Raw genomic sequence first — 15691 nt, forward strand, 5'->3', positions numbered from 1 at the left:
GAGGGGGTCGGACGGCGGACGGCGCGGCGCCGTCAGGCGGTGGTGAGCTGCGCGGCGGGCTCGGTCGGGGCGGCGGCCCGGCGCAGCGCGGGCACGAGCCCGTCCGCGACCCAGCGCGTCTCCTCGAGGTTGGGGAAGCCGGAGACGATGAACTCCTCGACGCCGAGGCGGCGGTACTCGGCGAACCGGGCGGCGACGTCCTCGAAGGAGCCGACGAAGCCGAGCGCGGGGCCGCCGGCCACGAGGCCGAAGCCGCCCCAGATGCCGGGTGCGACCCACAAGCTCTCCGGGCGGGTGACGTCCGCCGCGGCCAGGTGCGCCTGGCCGCGCTGCTGGCCCACGGACTGGCGGGCGAGCAGCGACTCGCGCAGCCGGGCCTGCGTGGCCGGGTCCACGCCGTCGAGCAGCGCGAGGGCGGCCCGCTCGGCCTCCTCGTGCGTGTCCCGCACCAGGATCCAGGCGCGGACGCCGAACCGTGCCGTGCGCCCCTGGGCGGCCGCGAGCCCGCGGATCCACTCGATCTTCTCGGCGAGCTGGTCCAGCGGTTCGAGCCAGGACAGGTACACGTCGGCGTGCTGCGCGGCGACGTCGCCCGCGTACGACGACGACCCGCCGAACCACACCTCGGGGGTGGCCGGGATGCCGAGGCCGCGGCCGCCGGCCCGCTCCAGCCGGCCCTCGCGGACGGTGTAGTGCTTCCCGGCGCGGTCGACGGTCTCGCCGCGGAACAGCGCCCGGTAGATGTCGAGGAACTCGTCGGTGCGGGCGTACTGGTCGGCCTTGTCGCCGAGGTCGCCGTGCAGCCAGGCCTCGGCCCCGGGCTCGCCGGTGACCACGTTGAGCGCCAGCCGCCCGCCCGAGACCCGCTGGAGGGTGGCGGCGCGGTGCGCGGTGTAGGCGGGCGTGGTCGTGCGCGGGTGCAGCGCGACGAGGAACCGCAGGTCCCGGGTGACGGCCGCGAGCGCCGAGGCGACGACCCACGGGTCCTCGCAGTAGGAGCCGGTGGGCACCAGCACGGAGTCGAACCCGGCCTCCTCGACCGCGAGGGCGACCTGCGTGAGGTAGGACAGGGTGGGCGGGCGGAACGGCGAGCGCGGGGCCTCGCCGTCGACGCGGTGCACGTTGGTGCCGCCGCGCAGGACGTCGCGGGACTCCCCCGCGGTGGGCAGGTACCAGTGCAGGCGTGGGGTGCTGTCGCTCATCGTTCTTCCGTTCTCCGGGACGTGCCCGGTCCGCGCTTGCCGCACGACGCGCGTGCGGCCTGGTCGTCACCCGGAGCACCCCGCCGCGAAGGAGGGTTGCTGCCCGACCAGCCGGGGCTTGTCGTCGGGACTCATGACCACATGACCGTCGGCGTGCGCTGTGGCACGTCGACGGCCGGGAATGTAAGGACGGAACGGACCTTCGTCAACGATTCCGGCGGATGTCTCGGATGGTGGATCAGGTGCGGGTGCGCAGCCGGCCGAGAACGGTCCAGCCGATCATGCGGGCGAGCCGCACGGGTCCGTAGCGGACGCCGGCCGTGAACGGGGCCTCGCCGCGCAGCGAGACCTCGGCGCCGCCGTCGGCGTAGATGACCTGGCCGGTGATGAAACCGGCGTCGGGCGTCAGGAGCCAGGCGATGGTCGCGGCGACCGGTTCGACGGGGCCGGGCAGGCCGAGCGGCTGCGGCAGGGCGTCGCGCAGCACGCGGACGCTCGCGGGGTCGGCGAGCAGGGTGCGGCGGGCAGTCCCGGTCTCGACGATGCCCGGGGCGACGGCGTTCAGCGGGATGCCGGCGCCCGCCCACTCGTCGCGGACGGCGGTGCGGCGCAGCCACCGGTTCAGAGCGATCTTGGTCGAGCGGTAGACCACGCCGCCGCGTCCGCGCGCGGCCATCCGGTCGGCGACGGCCAGGGCGCGGGGCTCGTCGCCGGCGAGGCAGGCGTCGACCAGGTCGGCCTCCCCCGCGGAGAGCGAGGACGCGGAGCTGACGACGACGGCGCGCGGCGCGGGCCGGCGGGCCAGGTCGGCGCGCAGCGCGGTGAGCAGGGCGACGGTGCCGAAGTAGTTGAGGCCGACGGCGACGCGGCCCTCCGGGCTGCCGGCGACGAGCGCGACGCCGTCGAGGCCGTCGGGGGCCAGGACCCTCACCTGCTCGATCGCGGCGGCGCGGCCGGTGGCGGTGGTCAGGTCCGCGCGGACGTCGGCCGCCTCGGTGATCCCGCACCGCACGACGCGGGCGCCGTCGTCCGCGAGCCGGGCGGCGACCGCGGCGCCGATGCCGGAGTCGGTGCCGGTCACCACGTAGGTGCGGCCGGTGTGCTGGGTCATGGGTCTCTCCTCGGTCGCGGTTAAGTGCACTAGTGCATCAATACACTAGTGCACCGGTTCCGCTAGGCTGGGGCGATGACCAAGGAGCCCGGCATCCGCGAGCGCAAGCGCGCCGAGACCCGCCGCGCGCTGGTCGGCGCGGCCACGGAGCTGTTCCTCGACCGCGGGGTCGCCGCGACGTCGGTCGACGACATCGCGGCGCGGGCCGGCGTCGCGCGCCGCACCTTCTTCCTGCACTTCCCGGCCAAGGAGGACGTGCTCTTCCACTACCTGGAGGGCCACGTGCGGCGGGCGGTGCGGGCGCTCGACGACCTGCCGGACGGCGCCGGCACGGCCCAGGGCGTCGACGCCATCCTGGCGACGCTGGTCGACCTCTTCGACGACCCCGAGGCGCGCACGGACGAGCTCGCGGGCCTGCGGGCCGAGCTCGTCACCGCGTCGCACGGCCTGCCGGCGTCGCTGGTCGTGCGGCTGCAGCGGGCGCAGACGGACCTGGTCGGAGCCCTGCGCGAGCGGTTCCCTGACCCCGCCGGGTGGCCGACGATGTCGGCGCACCTCGGGGCCGGTATGGGCGCGGCGGCGGCCGCCGCGGTCGCCGTCGTCCGACCGGAGGACCGGGCCCGCGCGATCCGGGACGCCGTGGACCGCGCGGGCGCAGGGTTCAGGCCCGGGTGACCCTGGGCTCGTGGTCCGGTGACCCTCCCGGCCGCCGCCCCGCCCATGCCTTCGCCGGGTCCGGACGGCGGTACGGGCCCGCCGTGCTCGTCGTCTTGCCGAGCGCGACCAGGGACTCCGCGAGCCGCACCGCCCCGGCGACGCCGTCGAGCACGGGCACGCCGAGGCGCCGCTCCAGCGCGACGTCGAGGCCGGCGAAGCCCGCGCAGCCCAGCACCAGGGCGTCCGCTCCCCCGGCGACCAGCCGCGCGCCGGCGGACTCCAGCGCCGCCGCCGTCTGCTCGACGTCGGCCTCGATGTCGAGCACCGGCACGTCGGCGGCGACCACTCCCGCGCTCCGGCTGAGCACCCCGGCGTTGCGCAGCGAGTCCTCGATGCCGGGCACGGCGGTGGCGACCGTCGTCACGACGCCGAACCGGTGGGCGACGAGGCACGCGAGGAAGGCGGAGGCCTCGGTGATGTCGACGACCGGCACGTCGATCGCCTGCCGCATGCCCTCGCGGCCGTGCTCGCCGTACCCGGCCATGACGACGGCGTCGTACGGGTCCGGGTGGGCGAGCACGGCGTCCAGCACCGCGAGCGCCGTCACGTAGCTCTCGAAGTAGCCCTCGGCGGACGCCGGGCCCCAGGACGGCGTCAGGCCGACGACGGCGGTGCCGGGCGAGGCGGCGCCCGCCGCGACCGCCGCGATGGCGTCGGTCATGGCGGTCGTCGTGTTGCAGTTCACGACCAGGATCGTCGGGCCCGGCGGGCCCGCCGACGGCGCGCTCACACGAGCTCGCCGTCGGCGGCCACGACCCGGCCCGCGTGGATGACGGTGCGCCCGGGCAGGCGGTCCATGACCGCCGACGTCGGGGTCTCCCCGCGCAGCACCACCAGCTCGGCGGGGTCGCCGGGGGCGAGGCCGGGGCGGTGCCCGACGCCGGTGAGCCGCGGCGTCGTGCCGTCGATGACGGATGCCCCGCCCCAGGTGGCGACGGCGAGGCCGAGCTCGATGAGGTCGTCGCGCGACCAGCCCTGGGTGTACGCGAGCATCCAGGCGCGCTCCAGCATGTCGGCGTTGCCCCACGGGGACCAGTAGTCGCGCTGGCCGTCCATGCCGAGGCCCACGCGCACGCCCGCGGTGACCATCCGTTCGAGGGGCAGGTCCAGCCGCCCGCCGGGCGCGATGGTGGTGACGGCGACGTCCAGCTCGGCGAGCCCGTCGATCGCCCGCTCGACGCCCGGCAGCCCGGAGCCCAGCGCGAACGCGTGCGAGATGGACACCCGGCCCTGCATGCCGAGGGCGCGCACCCGCTCGGTGAGCAGGCTCATCGAGAAGAGGCCGAGCTCGCCCGGCTCGTGCAGGTGGAGGTCGATGCCCTTGCCGTGGCGCTCCGCGAGCCCGAACACCGTGTCGAGGTGGCGCCGCGGGTCGCGGTCGATCTCGCACGGGTCGATGCCGCCCACCAGGTCGCCGCCCGCCCGCAGCGCCTCGTCCATCAGCTCCGGCACGCCCGGTTCGAGGTGGATGCCAACCTGCGGGAAGACGACGATCTCGACCGACGCCGCGTCCCGGTGCGCCTCGCGCGCGGCGAGCACGCCCTCGAACTTCTCCAGCTTCGAGTCGGCGTCGACCTGGGCGTGCGAGCGCACGCGGGTGGCGCCCAGGGCGATCATCCGGCGGAGCGTCTCGGTGGCCCGGTCGGCCACGGGCGCCTCGGCCGTGCGCCAGCTCGCCCGGTCGTTCATGATCCGGTCCCACCGCGTGGGGCCGGCGGTCAGCGGGCGGAAGGGCAGGCCGAGGCGCGTGGAGTCGAGGTGCACGTGCACGTCGGAGAAGGACGGCACGAGGATGCCGTCGTCGCCCGCGACCTCGACCTCCCCCGCGGCGGCCTCGCCCGCCGGGACGACCTCGCGGACCACGGCGTCGTCGAGCACGACGTCGGAGGACGGGCCGCCCCAGGGGCGGACGGAACGGATGACGGTACGGGGCATGGCGGGCTCCTCCAGGTGGGACGCGGGCGACGGGCAGGTACGGCTACGGCGCGAAGGTGACGTCCTTCAGCACGTACTCGCCGTCCACGCGCGGCTCCCAGGTGATGTCGGGGCTCACCGCGTAGTCCGCCATCGGCGTGTAGAGCGGGATCAGGTAGGCGTTGTCCCAGTTCACCTGCGAAAGCTCGGCGAACACGGCCTCGCGCTCCGCGCCGTCGACCGTGCGCTGCTCCTCGACGAGCGCCTGCGTCTCGGGCGACGCCGCGTAGTCGTTCTGGCCGCCCGCGAAGAAGTTCGTGGCGGGCATGTCGGCGTCCATCGTCGTGGGCGCCCAGGTGTTCAGGAACAGGCCGTCCATGTCACGGTGCCGTAGATCTTGTTCGACAGGCTCGCCTGGTCCATGCCGACGAGCTCGACCTTGATGCCGACGGCGTCGAGGTAGCCGGCGACGGCCTGCGCCACCTCGGAGCTGAGCGGGATGCGGCCGTCGGTCGCGTACTCGAACGGGATGGCCTCGCCGTCGTACGAGGACTGCGCGAGCAGCTCCTTGGCGGCCGCGGGATCGAAGCCGGGCGCCTGCGCGTCGTCGGCGTAGCCGGTGACGTTCGGGGCGACCGGCTGGTCGTTCGCGACCGCCCGGCCGCCCAGCGCCTGCGCTACCAGCTCCTCCTTGTCGATCGCGAGCGAGATCGCGCGGCGCACCAGCGGGTCCTGGAGCGCGCCCTTGGTCGAGTTGGTGCCGAGGAAGATCACGCCGTTCGACTCCCGCGACGCGACCTCGGCGCCCGAGCCGTCCAGCGCCGAGACCTGGTTGGGCGAGACGAGCGCGACGTCGAGGCTGCCCGCGATGACTCCGTTCAGGCGCGCCTCCTCGTCCGCGACGGTCTGGAAGGTGAGCGTGTCCACCTCCGGGGCGCCGCCCCAGTAGTCGTCGTTGCCCTCCAGCACGTACTCGACGCCGCGCGTCCAGCTCACGTACGTGAACGGCCCCGAGCCCACCGGCGCCTCGACGAAGCCGTCCGGGCCCAGCTCCGTGTACACGGCCTCGGGCACGATCGACACCGAGGTGGTGATGGACGGCCACGGCGAGAAGGGCGAGCTCAGCGTGAACACGACGGTCGTGTCGTCCGTGGCCTCCGCCGACTCCAGCATGCCCATGTAGCCGCGGATGTCGGAGTCCTCCGTGGCGAGCACCTGGTTGTAGCTGAACGCAACGTCGGCCGCGGTCAGGGGCTCGCCGTCGTGGAAGACGACGTCGTCCCGCAGCGTGAAGGTCCACTCGGTGAAGTCCTCGTTCGAGGTCCACTCCGTGGCGACCGACGGCTCGATCTCGCCGTCGGCGTTCAGCGTGGTGAGCTGGTCGTAGAGGTTGTAGTAGTAGTTGAAGCCCGCGAGCGAGCCCTCCACGAGGGGGTCGGGCTGCCGCTCGGGCTCGGTGACGGCGCCGATCACGAGGTCGTGCGAGACGGCGGTGCTGCCGCTGGCGGCCGAGCAGGCGCTCAGCGCGAGGCCGGCCACGAGGGCGAGGCCGGCGGCGGCCACGGGTCGGGTGCGGTTGTCGGGCATGGTCTGTTCCTTAGGTTCGGGAGTCTGGGGCGGGGCGGTCAGGGGCGGGGCGGCGCGCCGGGGCGCAGGTACGGGTCGGGGTGCGGGATGGAGGCGAGGAGGTCCGCGGTGTACGGGTGCCGGGGCGCGTCGAAGATCTGGTCGCGGTCGCCGGTCTCGACGATGCGGCCCTGCCGCATCACCGCGACCCGGTCGGACAGGTGCCGGACGACGGCGAGGTCGTGGGCGATGAACAGGTACGACAGGCCGAGCCGCTGCTGCAGGTCCATGAGCAGGTTCACGACCTGCGCCTGCACCGAGACGTCGAGCGCGGAGACGGGCTCGTCGAGCACGAGGATCTCGGGGCGCAGCGCGAGCGCCCGGGCGATACCGATGCGCTGCCGCTGGCCGCCGGAGAACTGCGCGGGACGGCGCTGCTGCACGTCGGCGTCGAGGCCGACCTCGGCCAGCAGCTCGGCGACGCGGCCCGGCTCGTACCGCCCCGCGATGCGCAGCGGCTCCGCGACGATGTCGTGCACGCTCAGCCGCGGGTCGAGCGACGAGTACGGGTCCTGGAACACGAGCTGGATGCGGGTGAGCACCTTGCGGCGAGCCGCGGGCGAGAGCGACTGCATGCGCTGGCCGAGGATCGAGACGGAGCCCGACGCCGGGGTGTTGAGCCCGAACACGGTCCGCACGAGCGTGGACTTGCCGCAGCCCGACTCCCCCACCAGGCCGAGCGTCTCGCCCTTGCCGAGGGTCAGGCTCACGCCGTCGACGGCGTCCACCACGCTGCGGGCCCGCAGGCCGCGCCGGGACGTGAACCGGACGTGCAGGTCGTCGATCTCCAGCACGGCGCTCATGCGGTCACCGCCCGGGCGAACTCGCGGGTCCGGTCGGCGTGGTGGCACGCGGCCTCGTGCGTCGGGTCCGACGCGCCGCTGTCCGCCGTCGGCCGCAGCTCGGGCCGCTCCGTGCCGCAGAGCTCGGACCGCGCCGGGAGCTCGCAGCGGGTAGCGAACGCGCACCCGGGCGGGCGCCGGGTCGGCGCGGGCGGCGACCCGGGGATGGCGTAAGCCCGCGACCCGGCCCGCTCGGCCGACAGCAGGCTGCCGAGCAGCCCGGCGGTGTAGGGGTGACGCGCCTCGTCGAAGACGGTCCACACGGAGCCGCGCTCGACGATGCGGCCCGCGTACATGATGCAGATCTCGTCGGCGACCTGCGCCACGAGGCCGAGGTCGTGCGTGATGAGCACCATCGCGGCGCCCGACGTCGCCCGGGCGTCGGCGAGCACGTCCATGATCTGCGCCTGGATGGTCACGTCCAGCGCCGTCGTCGGCTCGTCGGCGACGAGCAGGGTGGGCCGGTTGGCCATGGCCATCGCGATGACGGCGCGCTGCCGCATGCCGCCCGACCACTGGTGCGGGTAGCCCCGGGCGCGCTCGGCGGGGTCGGCCACCCCGACCTCGGTCAGCAGCTCCTCGACCCGGGCCAGCACCTCGGCGCGCGGCGTGCGCGGGTGGTGGGCGCGGACGGCGCGCGCGATCTGCGCGCCGACGCGCTTGACCGGGTTGAGCGCCGTCATCGGGTCCTGGAAGACCATGGCGAGCTCGTTGCCGCGCAGCGCCCGCAGCTCGCGCTCGGGCAGCGTGAGCAGGTCGCGGCCCCGGAACCGCACGCTGCCGGAGAACACCTCCAGCCCCTCGGGCAGCAGGCCCAGCACGGCGGCCATGGTCAGGCTCTTGCCCGAGCCCGACTCGCCGACCAGGCAGAGCACCCGGCCCTCGTGCACGGTGAAGCCGACGCCGTCGACGAGGCGCACCTCGGCGCCGTCGGCGTCGCGGTACCCGACCGACAGGTCGTGGACGCGGAGCAGCACTGGCGTGGTCATCTGGTCCTCACTTCCGTCGCCGCGCCGTGCGCAGGTCGCGCTCGGCCGTGAACCGCTGGCTGATCAGGTTGGTGCCGATCACGACCAGGAAGATCGCGATACCCGGCACCACCGAGAGGTAGGGCGCCTGCCGGATGTACTTCTGGCCCTCGCTGATCAGCAGCCCCCAGCTCGGCACGGGCGGCTGCACCCCGAGGCCGAGGTAGTCGAACGAGCTGGTCAGCAGCAGCACCGCCCCGATGTCGCTGGACGCGAGGATGAGCATCTGCACCGCGACGCCCGGGGCGATGTGCCTGCTGATGGTCCAGGTGCCCGACGCGCCCTGGATGCGCGGGACCAGCACGAAGTCCCGGTCGCGCAGGGTCATGGCGGTGCCGCGCGCCACCCGGGCGTAGCCGACCCAGTACGTGGCCGCGAGGGTGCCGACCATGAGCCACACGCTCGGCCCGACGGCGGCGGACAGCGCGATGAGCACGAGGATCACGGGCATCGCGAGCTGCACGTCCGCCCAGCCCATCAGCACGTTGTCGAGGCGGCCGCCGTGGTAGCCGGCGAGCATCCCGACCACCATCCCGATGGCACTGTTCACCACGACCACCAGGGCCACGATCCCGAGCGAGACCAGCCCGCCGAGGGCCAGGCGGCTCGCGAGGTCGCGGCCGAGCATGTCGGTGCCCAGCGGGTGGGCGGCGTCGGCCAGGGGCGGGACGAACGCCCGAGACAGGTCCTGCGCGTACGGCGCGTAGAGCGGCAGGAACGGCGTGACCACGCAGAACAGGACGACGGCGGCCACGAGCGCGACGCCGGTCCGTTCCAGCGGGGAGAGGGACGTCGTCATGCGTGCCTCACTCTCGGGTCGATCACGGCGCTCGCGGCGTCGACCAGCAGGTTGGAAAGGATGAACAGGGCCGCGACGACGATCAGCCCCGACTGCACGACCGGGAAGTCCCGCGCGTAGACGGCGCTGAGCATGAGCTGGCCCATGCCGGGCCAGGCGAAGACGTTCTCGACGATCACGAGGCCGCCGAGGAACGACCCGAGGTTGATGGCCGCGATCGTGAGCACCGGCAGGGACGCGTTGGGCAGCAGCTCGCCCACCACGACGCGGAACCGGTTCTCGCCGCGGGCCACCGCGGTCCGGGCGTAGTCGAGCCGCCCCTGCTCGGACAGGGAGTTGTCGAGCAGACGCGTGTAGACGACGAACTGGCCCGTGGCGATCGTCAGGGCCGGCATGACGACGGCGAGCGGCTCCCGGTTGCCGAGCGACGGCAGCCAGCCGAGCGTCACCGAGAACACGAGCACGAGCAGCAGCCCGAAGAAGAAGTCGGGCACCGCCTGGCGCGCCGAGCCGAGGCCCAGGAACGTGGTGCGCAGCGTGCGGCTGCGCGTGAGGTGCGTGGTGATGGTGGCCGCGAACGCGAGCACCAGACCCAGCACCAGGCCGATCGCGCCCAGGCCGAGCGACGCCGGCAGCCGCTCCAGCACGAGGTCCATCGACGAGACGCCGGCCTGCCGGTACGAGTCGCCGAAGTCGCCGCCGAGGATGCCCCGCAGGTACTCGACGTACTGCACCGGCAGCGGCTGGTCGAAGCCGAGCCGGGTGTTCAGCTCGTCGATCTGCTCCCGGGTCGCGTTCTCGGTCAGGAGCAGCGCCGCGGGACTGCCGCTGAGGCGGCCGAGCAGGAAGGCCACGGTGACGACCACATAGATCGTCCCGAGCGCCTGCAGCGTACGGGTGACGAGAAATCTCGCCATGGAGCGCTCACCTCCTTCGAGGGTGTCCGAAGTGATCTGTATACAGATTGGGCCGAGTTTGTTTCATCTGCGTATCGGTCCGTTTCGGGTGAGTGAAACCTCCGGGCTCACCTTTGGGGGCTTGTGACCTGCGAGAATCCCTGGAATTATGCGAGACCTCCCGGCCTTTCGGCGCGGAGGACGACGGCTGCGCGGGCCCGGGAAAGGCGCCGGCGCGGATCGTCGCCAGCAGAGCTTTCGGCTATCTGGGATACAGAAACGAGTTCAGGAGGTCGGATGCCCACACGAGTGCTCACGTCGGAGCAGGTCGAGGAGCTGGTCGAGCCGGAGGGGCTCCTCGCGTCGCTCGACCAGGCGCACCGCTGGCTCGCGGCGGGCCTGGCGGCCCAGCCCGCCCCGCACGCCTTCCGCGCGCCGGGCGACCGCACCGCGGACGGGCCGGCCGTCGTGCCCATGGCGTCGTTCGCCCCCGGGCTCGGGCTGTTCGCGGTCAAGGTCCTCGCCGACCGTCCCCGCGACCGCGGCCTGGGGCTGCCGGCCCAGCGCTCGACCATCTCGGTCTACTCGGCCGAGACGGGCGAGTGCGTCGGCCTGCTCGACGGGCGCGCCGTCACCCGGCTGCGCACCGCCGCCGTCACCGCGCTCGCCACCCGCACCCTGGCGCGTCCCGGCGCGCGTCGCGTCGCCCTGCTCGGGGCGGGCGCGCTCGCCCGGGAGCACGCCCACGCGCTGGCCCACGTGCTCGACCTCGACGAGGTGCGCGTCTGGTCGCGCTCCCCGGAGCGGGGCCTCGCCCTCGCGGAGTCCCTGACGGCGGCCGGCCTGCCCGCCGTCGCGACCGTGGACGCCCGCGCCGCCGTCGCCGGGGCCGACGTCGTCTGCACGCTCACCCCCGCCGAGGCCCCCGTCCTGCGGGCGGACTGGCTCTCCCCCGGCACGCACGTCAACGCGGTCGGCTCGCCGCCACGGCCCGAGTTCTCCGAGGTGCCGCCCGAGGTGTTCGCGCGCGCCGCCGTCACCGTCGTCGACGCACGGGTCGTCGCGCTCGCCGACTCGGGCAACGTCCGCAACGCGATCGCCGCGGGCGCCCTGACGGCGGGCGACCTCGTCGAGCTGGGCGAGGTGCTCGTCGGCGACGCCGCGGGGCGCACGGACGCGGCCGACCTCACGGTGTTCAACTCCGTGGGGATCGGGCTGCAGGACCTCGCCGCCGCCGACCACGTGCTGCGGCGGGCGGCGGACGCCGAGGCTGGGACGATGGTGCGCACCCGGGCATGAGCCCGGCGCGCCCGTCCACCAGCAGAGCCCGTCCACCATCACTGTTCCCGAGGAGCCGCCCCGATGACCGAACCGCAGCCTGGGCTCGGCGAGCCGCTGTCGGCGCAGATGTACCAGACGCTGCGCCGCGGCATCATCCTGGGCGAGTACCCGCAGGGGTCGCCGCTCAAGGAGGCCCGCCTGGCCGACGAGCTCGCCGTCTCGCGCATCCCCATCCGCGCGGCGATCCCGCACCTGGAGAACGAGGGCTTCCTGACGACGGCGCCCCGGCGCAGCGCCCGCGTCACGACCTGGACGGGACGCGCCGTCAACGAGCTGTTCGACGTGCGGCTCTCCATCGAGTCGCTGGCCGCCCGGCAGGCCGCGACCGCGGTGCGCGAGGGCGCGAGCACCGACGCCCTGACCGCGTCCCTCGACCTGGCGCACGCCGCCGTCGCGAGCAGCGAGCGCCTCGCCATCGCGGAGGCGCACACGACGTACCACGAGCGCATCGTGGAGCTCGCCGGAAACGAGCTGCTCGCCTCGATCATGCGCGGCGTGCTGGGCCGCATGACCTGGCTGTTCTACCTCACCGCGGAGCGCGACCCCGCCGGCCAGTCGCACGAGCACGACGAGCTGGTCGAGGTCATCGGATCGGGCAACGACCGGCTGGCCGAGTCGATCGCGTTCGCCCACATCGAGAAGGGCCGGGCGCCGTCGCTGGAGATCCTCCTGCGCGCCGACTGACGCACCGGCCGAGGGCGAGCCACCTGGTCACGCCGGCGTCAGCAGGGGCCCGCTCCTGCGGGTCGCCCACCAGACGACCGCCGTGATCAGCACGACGGTGAGCGTGGGCACGAGCTGGTAGACCGCGCTGTCGACGTCCGCCCGGCTGGACAGGGCCCCGCCGAGGTCTATGCGCAGGTACGGGGCCATGGCCAGGGAGAGGGTGTTGAGCACGGCGTGCAGCACGACCGCGATCTCCAGGCCGCCCGTGCGCCAGGTGATGATCGCCAGCGAGCCGAACAGCACCAGGTACCAGGCGATGACGTAGGGGTCGGTCGCGCCGTGCGCGAGCGTGAACAGCACGGCGGTGACCACGGTCCCGGCGATCAGGCCGGCCCGCGAGCTGCGGGTCCAGCCGCCGACGACGCGGAAGATCAGGCCCCGCACGCCGTACTCCTCGCCCGCGGCCTGCAGCGGCGTGAGCAGCAGCGTGCCGAGCAGGATGGCGACGAGGTCGGTGTGCGACCAGGGGCTCTCCTCGACGGGCGTCAGGAAGCCGAGCACGATCACCAGGGCCCAGACCGGGGCGAGGACGAGCAGTGCCTTGCCGGCCACGTCGAACCGGAACCGGGAGGTCACGGAGTGCAGCGACGCCCCCGGCACGCCGTAGAGCAGGCGCTGGATGATCATGCTCCACGGGATCAGCAGGCCGAGCGAGATCATCGAGCCCGCGTGGTAGAGCGGCGTGTAGTCGGTGCCCTGCATGATCGGCGGGACGAGGCCCCGCTGGACGTCGAACGGCGCGAGCGCCCAGCCGACCGCCGTCGGGAAGAAGACGAACCCGGCCGCCAGGAGCAGGATCGCGAGGATCCCGCGCCCGACGCGGCGCTTCTCGCCGGCGAGCACCCGGTGGTACTCCACCCCGCCGGGGACCGACGGGTCGTTCCCCGGCGCGGCCGGGCTGAGGAGCCAGCCCGGCTGCGCCGCCGCCGTGCGGCTCATCGGACGGCCTGGAGCACGCCGCTGATGATCAGCGCGGTCAGCGTGGTCCAGGCGATGATCGCGATCGCCTGCCAGATCAGGATGCGGGCCTTGCCCACGCCGGAGGCGGCGAGCATGGTCGCGGTGAAGTGGGTGGGCAGCAGGAGCGGGCCGAGCATGCTCACGCCGGGCACGCCGTAGCGCTCGTAGGCGCGCTGGAACTTGGCCCGGCGGGCCGCCTTCCGCTCGCTCTCGGGCTCGGCCGGCGCCGAGCCGGAGGAGCCGCCGACCAGGACGGCGTCGCGGGCCTCGACCTTGGCGCGGCGGCGGGACACGACGGCGTTGCGGGCGCCGGTGCTGAGCAGCACGAGCACGGCAACGGTCACGAAGTTGCCGACCATGGCGGCGATCGCGGCGACGACCGGCGGGAGGCCGCCGAGGATGCCGATCGCGGCACCGCCCTCGCCCTCGATGAAGGGGATGGCGCCGGCGAGGGCGACGATCAGCGGCTGGAGGAGCTCGGGCACCTGCCCGAGCAGGTTCTGCAGGGTCTCGACGAGGTCCATGGTGTGGCTCCTGTGGTGGGGGTGCCGGAGTGGTTCCCCGGCGCTGCACCTAGTTCACCTCGCGGCGGCGCCGCCCAGAAGTGTCGTCCTGTCACTCGTGATCGGGACCGTCGCATGCCTGGACCATGACAAGTGTCATGCCCGTAACCTGTGCCGATGAGCATCCCGCCCGAACCCGTGAGCGCCGCCGCGGCGTCGGCGGAGGCCCGCGGCTCCCTGCGGCTGACCCGGAACATCACCGCGACCTGGTGGTACGTCTCGATCGCTGTCGTGGTCTTCCAGCTCATGGTCGTCGGCTTCCTCGTGAGCACGCTGATCGAGGTCGGGTTCGACGCGCTGACGACCGCTGCCGTCGGCGTCGGCGGGCTCCTGTGGTGGGCGGCGACGCTCGTCCCGCTGTTCGACTACCGGCACCGCACTGCCGACGCGCCGCTCGTGAACTGGCGGCGCCACCTCGTGCCGCTCGTCACCGCGGCGGCCTTCGGGCTCGGGGCCGGGCTGGCCACGGGCGCCTGGGTGATCGGCGTGCTGCCCCTGATCCAGATGGTCATGCTGCTGAACTGGCCGCCGGGGGTGCGCCTGCGCGTGGTGCTGGCCGCGACCGCCCTGCTCGTCGCGCTGGCCGTGATCGACATGCGCGTCACCCTCATCGAGGACCCGGCGGAGATCTGGGCCCAGTACTTCTTCCTCGCCGTCTTCCTGCCGATGATCACCGTCTCCTCGCTGTGGTCGTGGGACGTGCTGGCGGCGCTCGACCGGGCCCGCACCTCGGAGGCGCGGCTCGCGGCGACCCAGGAGCGGCTCCGGCTGGCGAACGACGTGCACGACCTGCAGGGACACCACCTCCAGGTCGTCGCCCTGCAGCTCGAGCTCGCCGAGCGCCTCATGCCGCGTGACGCGGCGGCCGGCATGGAGCAGCTCCGCGCGGCGCGCGCCAGCGTCGACGACGCCCGGCAGGGCACCCGCGACCTGGCCACGCGCTTCCGCTCGGTCCCGCTGCGCGACGAGCTCGCCAACGCGGTGGACCTGCTGCGCGCGGCGGGCACGGAGGCCGAGGCCACCGTGGCGACCGACGCGTCGCTGGCCCCGGCGTCCGCCCTGGGCCCCGTGATCCGGGAGACGACGACGAACGTGCTGCGCCACGGCGGCGGCCGCTGGGCGCGTCTGTCGCTGACCCGCGCGAACGGGTCGTGGCGGTACGAGATCTCGAACGACGCCGCGCCCGACGTGCCGGAGCCCACGGGCGCCACGGGCGGCGGTTCGGGCCTGAAGGGTCTCGCGGGGCGGGCCGCCGAGGCCGGCGGCGCCCTCGAGGTGCACCGCGAGGGCGAGACGTTCACCGTGGTCGTCACGGTCCCTGCCGACGAAGGTTTCGCTGGAGAAGAGGTTGCTGGATGATCCGTGTGCTGCTCGCCGACGACGAGGGCATGATCCGGTCGGCGCTGGCCGCGCTGCTGGGCCTGGAACCCGACATCGAGGTCGTGGCGGAGTGCGCCGACGGCGCCGAGGCGGTCGCCGCCGCCGAGCGCCTCAAGCCCGATGTGTGCCTGCTGGACCTGGAGATGCCGAAGCTCGACGGCGTCCAGGTCGCCGAGCGCCTGAACCGCACCCTGCCGACGCGGTGCGTGATCGTCACCCGCCACGCCCGCCCCGGGGTGCTGCGCCGGGCGCTGGCCTCGGGGGCCGCCGGGTTCCTGCCCAAGTCGCGGTCCGCGGACGAGGTCGCGGCGGTGATCCGGCGCGTCGCCGCGGGCGGGCGGTACGTGGACCCCGAGGTGGCGGCCGACGCACTGAGCGACGAGCGCTCGCCGCTGACCGACCGCGAGCTGGACGTGCTGCGGGCAGGCCGCCACGGCGAGACCACGAGCCAGATCGCCCGCACCCTGCTGCTCGCCCCGGGGACCGTCCGCAACCACGTCTCGACCGTGCTCGGCAAGCTCGCGGTCGAGACGCGGCAGCAGGCGGTGCTCCTCGCGGAGGAACGCGGCTGGATCTGATCAGGACA

Annotated in this window: 17 protein-coding genes and 1 riboswitch; of the genes, 5 read left to right on the forward strand and 12 right to left on the reverse strand. The window is 74.1% G+C overall.

Annotation, left to right across the window (positions count from 1 at the left end):
• Window positions 1-32: 32 nt before the first annotated feature.
• Both FHX71_RS12045 and FHX71_RS12050 read right to left on the reverse strand, forming a co-directional pair.
• A complete protein-coding gene (locus tag FHX71_RS12045) occupies window positions 33-1202 on the reverse strand; it encodes an LLM class flavin-dependent oxidoreductase (protein ID WP_182616499.1) in 1170 nt (389 codons plus the stop codon).
• 27 nt (window positions 1203-1229) lie between these two features.
• Window positions 1230-1341: riboswitch (SAM riboswitch) on the reverse strand.
• A gap of 99 nt (window positions 1342-1440) precedes the next feature.
• Entirely contained in the window at window positions 1441-2313 is an 873-nt protein-coding gene (locus FHX71_RS12050; RefSeq protein WP_182616501.1) for an SDR family oxidoreductase, read from the reverse strand.
• A gap of 75 nt (window positions 2314-2388) precedes the next feature.
• Between FHX71_RS12050 and FHX71_RS29285 the strand changes: the two genes are divergently transcribed.
• Window positions 2389-2988, forward strand: coding sequence for a TetR/AcrR family transcriptional regulator (locus FHX71_RS29285; protein ID WP_182616503.1), 600 nt, complete (start codon window positions 2389-2391; stop codon window positions 2986-2988).
• On the opposite strand, the gene FHX71_RS12060 is transcribed toward FHX71_RS29285, so the two are convergent.
• Genes FHX71_RS12060 through FHX71_RS12095 form a run of 8 tightly spaced genes read right to left on the reverse strand, consistent with a single transcriptional unit; the run spans window position 2975 to window position 10156 of the window.
• Window positions 2975-3760 (reverse strand): aspartate/glutamate racemase family protein, encoded by a 786-nt coding sequence (locus tag FHX71_RS12060; RefSeq protein WP_220489663.1) that lies wholly within the window; start codon window positions 3758-3760, stop codon window positions 2975-2977. The two genes, FHX71_RS29285 and FHX71_RS12060, sit on opposite strands and share 14 nt — an antisense overlap.
• On the reverse strand, window positions 3757-4965 hold the full coding sequence (locus FHX71_RS12065) for an amidohydrolase family protein (RefSeq protein WP_182616505.1): 1209 nt from the start codon (window positions 4963-4965) through the stop codon (window positions 3757-3759). The genes FHX71_RS12060 and FHX71_RS12065 overlap by 4 nt, the downstream gene beginning before the upstream one ends.
• A gap of 43 nt (window positions 4966-5008) precedes the next feature.
• Window positions 5009-5323, reverse strand: coding sequence for a periplasmic substrate-binding domain-containing protein (locus FHX71_RS12070; protein ID WP_182616508.1), 315 nt, complete (start codon window positions 5321-5323; stop codon window positions 5009-5011).
• Window positions 5305-6531 carry an ABC transporter substrate-binding protein gene (locus FHX71_RS12075; RefSeq protein ID WP_182616510.1) on the reverse strand — a complete coding sequence of 409 codons (1227 nt, stop codon included), beginning with the start codon at window positions 6529-6531 and terminating at the stop codon, window positions 5305-5307. The genes FHX71_RS12070 and FHX71_RS12075 overlap by 19 nt, the downstream gene beginning before the upstream one ends.
• 38 nt (window positions 6532-6569) lie before the next feature.
• Window positions 6570-7373 (reverse strand): ATP-binding cassette domain-containing protein, encoded by an 804-nt coding sequence (locus FHX71_RS12080; RefSeq protein WP_182616512.1) that lies wholly within the window; start codon window positions 7371-7373, stop codon window positions 6570-6572.
• A complete protein-coding gene (locus tag FHX71_RS12085; protein WP_220489664.1) occupies window positions 7370-8401 on the reverse strand; it encodes an ABC transporter ATP-binding protein in 1032 nt (343 codons plus the stop codon). Before FHX71_RS12085 ends, FHX71_RS12080 begins: the two co-directional genes overlap by 4 nt.
• Before the next feature lie 7 nt (window positions 8402-8408).
• Window positions 8409-9239 carry an ABC transporter permease gene (locus tag FHX71_RS12090; protein WP_182616514.1) on the reverse strand — a complete coding sequence of 277 codons (831 nt, stop codon included), beginning with the start codon at window positions 9237-9239 and terminating at the stop codon, window positions 8409-8411.
• Entirely contained in the window at window positions 9236-10156 is a 921-nt protein-coding gene (locus FHX71_RS12095; protein ID WP_182616516.1) for an ABC transporter permease, read from the reverse strand. The genes FHX71_RS12090 and FHX71_RS12095 overlap by 4 nt, the downstream gene beginning before the upstream one ends.
• Window positions 10157-10432: 276 nt before the next feature.
• Here FHX71_RS12095 and FHX71_RS12100 point away from each other — a divergent pair, with 276 nt between their 5' ends.
• A complete protein-coding gene (locus tag FHX71_RS12100; RefSeq protein ID WP_182616518.1) occupies window positions 10433-11434 on the forward strand; it encodes an ornithine cyclodeaminase family protein in 1002 nt (333 codons plus the stop codon).
• 63 nt (window positions 11435-11497) lie between these two features.
• Window positions 11498-12160 carry a GntR family transcriptional regulator gene (locus FHX71_RS12105; protein ID WP_182616521.1) on the forward strand — a complete coding sequence of 221 codons (663 nt, stop codon included), beginning with the start codon at window positions 11498-11500 and terminating at the stop codon, window positions 12158-12160.
• Between the two features lie 27 nt (window positions 12161-12187).
• Here the strand turns inward: FHX71_RS12105 and FHX71_RS12110 are convergent, their stop codons facing one another.
• Both FHX71_RS12110 and FHX71_RS12115 read right to left on the reverse strand, forming a co-directional pair.
• Entirely contained in the window at window positions 12188-13141 is a 954-nt protein-coding gene (locus tag FHX71_RS12110; RefSeq protein WP_182616523.1) for a CPBP family intramembrane glutamic endopeptidase, read from the reverse strand.
• A complete protein-coding gene (locus FHX71_RS12115; protein ID WP_182616525.1) occupies window positions 13138-13686 on the reverse strand; it encodes a small multidrug efflux protein in 549 nt (182 codons plus the stop codon). The genes FHX71_RS12110 and FHX71_RS12115 overlap by 4 nt, the downstream gene beginning before the upstream one ends.
• Before the next feature lie 156 nt (window positions 13687-13842).
• On the opposite strand from FHX71_RS12115, the gene FHX71_RS12120 reads away from it, so the two are divergent.
• A complete protein-coding gene (locus FHX71_RS12120) occupies window positions 13843-15084 on the forward strand; it encodes a sensor histidine kinase (protein WP_182616528.1) in 1242 nt (413 codons plus the stop codon).
• Window positions 15081-15683, forward strand: a complete 603-nt coding sequence (locus FHX71_RS12125) for a response regulator transcription factor (protein WP_182616531.1) — start codon at window positions 15081-15083, stop codon at window positions 15681-15683. The genes FHX71_RS12120 and FHX71_RS12125 overlap by 4 nt, the downstream gene beginning before the upstream one ends.
• The last annotated feature ends 8 nt before the right edge of the window (window positions 15684-15691 follow it).

The sequence above is a fragment of the Promicromonospora sukumoe genome, from assembly GCF_014137995.1.
GTDB classification, from domain to species: Bacteria; Actinomycetota; Actinomycetes; order Actinomycetales; family Cellulomonadaceae; genus Promicromonospora; species Promicromonospora sukumoe.

Excerpts from the sequence above, each read along its gene's own strand:
- FHX71_RS12080 (WP_182616512.1), bottom strand. The coding sequence starts at position 7,373 with ATGAGCGCCGTGCTGGAGATCGACGACCTGCACGTCCGGTTCACGTCC.
- FHX71_RS12050 (WP_182616501.1), bottom strand. The coding sequence starts at position 2,313 with ATGACCCAGCACACCGGCCGCACCTACGTGGTGACCGGCACCGACTCC.
- FHX71_RS12105 (WP_182616521.1), top strand. The coding sequence starts at position 11,498 with ATGACCGAACCGCAGCCTGGGCTCGGCGAGCCGCTGTCGGCGCAGATG.
- FHX71_RS12115 (WP_182616525.1), bottom strand. The coding sequence starts at position 13,686 with ATGGACCTCGTCGAGACCCTGCAGAACCTGCTCGGGCAGGTGCCCGAG.
- FHX71_RS12070 (WP_182616508.1), bottom strand. The coding sequence starts at position 5,323 with ATGGACGGCCTGTTCCTGAACACCTGGGCGCCCACGACGATGGACGCC.
- FHX71_RS12075 (WP_182616510.1), bottom strand. The coding sequence starts at position 6,531 with ATGCCCGACAACCGCACCCGACCCGTGGCCGCCGCCGGCCTCGCCCTC.
- FHX71_RS12120 (WP_182616528.1), top strand. The coding sequence starts at position 13,843 with ATGAGCATCCCGCCCGAACCCGTGAGCGCCGCCGCGGCGTCGGCGGAG.
- FHX71_RS12100 (WP_182616518.1), top strand. The coding sequence starts at position 10,433 with ATGCCCACACGAGTGCTCACGTCGGAGCAGGTCGAGGAGCTGGTCGAG.
- FHX71_RS12125 (WP_182616531.1), top strand. The coding sequence starts at position 15,081 with ATGATCCGTGTGCTGCTCGCCGACGACGAGGGCATGATCCGGTCGGCG.
- FHX71_RS12095 (WP_182616516.1), bottom strand. The coding sequence starts at position 10,156 with ATGGCGAGATTTCTCGTCACCCGTACGCTGCAGGCGCTCGGGACGATC.
- FHX71_RS12045 (WP_182616499.1), bottom strand. The coding sequence starts at position 1,202 with ATGAGCGACAGCACCCCACGCCTGCACTGGTACCTGCCCACCGCGGGG.
- FHX71_RS12085 (WP_220489664.1), bottom strand. The coding sequence starts at position 8,401 with ATGACCACGCCAGTGCTGCTCCGCGTCCACGACCTGTCGGTCGGGTAC.
- FHX71_RS12090 (WP_182616514.1), bottom strand. The coding sequence starts at position 9,239 with ATGACGACGTCCCTCTCCCCGCTGGAACGGACCGGCGTCGCGCTCGTG.
- FHX71_RS12065 (WP_182616505.1), bottom strand. The coding sequence starts at position 4,965 with ATGCCCCGTACCGTCATCCGTTCCGTCCGCCCCTGGGGCGGCCCGTCC.
- FHX71_RS12110 (WP_182616523.1), bottom strand. The coding sequence starts at position 13,141 with ATGAGCCGCACGGCGGCGGCGCAGCCGGGCTGGCTCCTCAGCCCGGCC.
- FHX71_RS29285 (WP_182616503.1), top strand. The coding sequence starts at position 2,389 with ATGACCAAGGAGCCCGGCATCCGCGAGCGCAAGCGCGCCGAGACCCGC.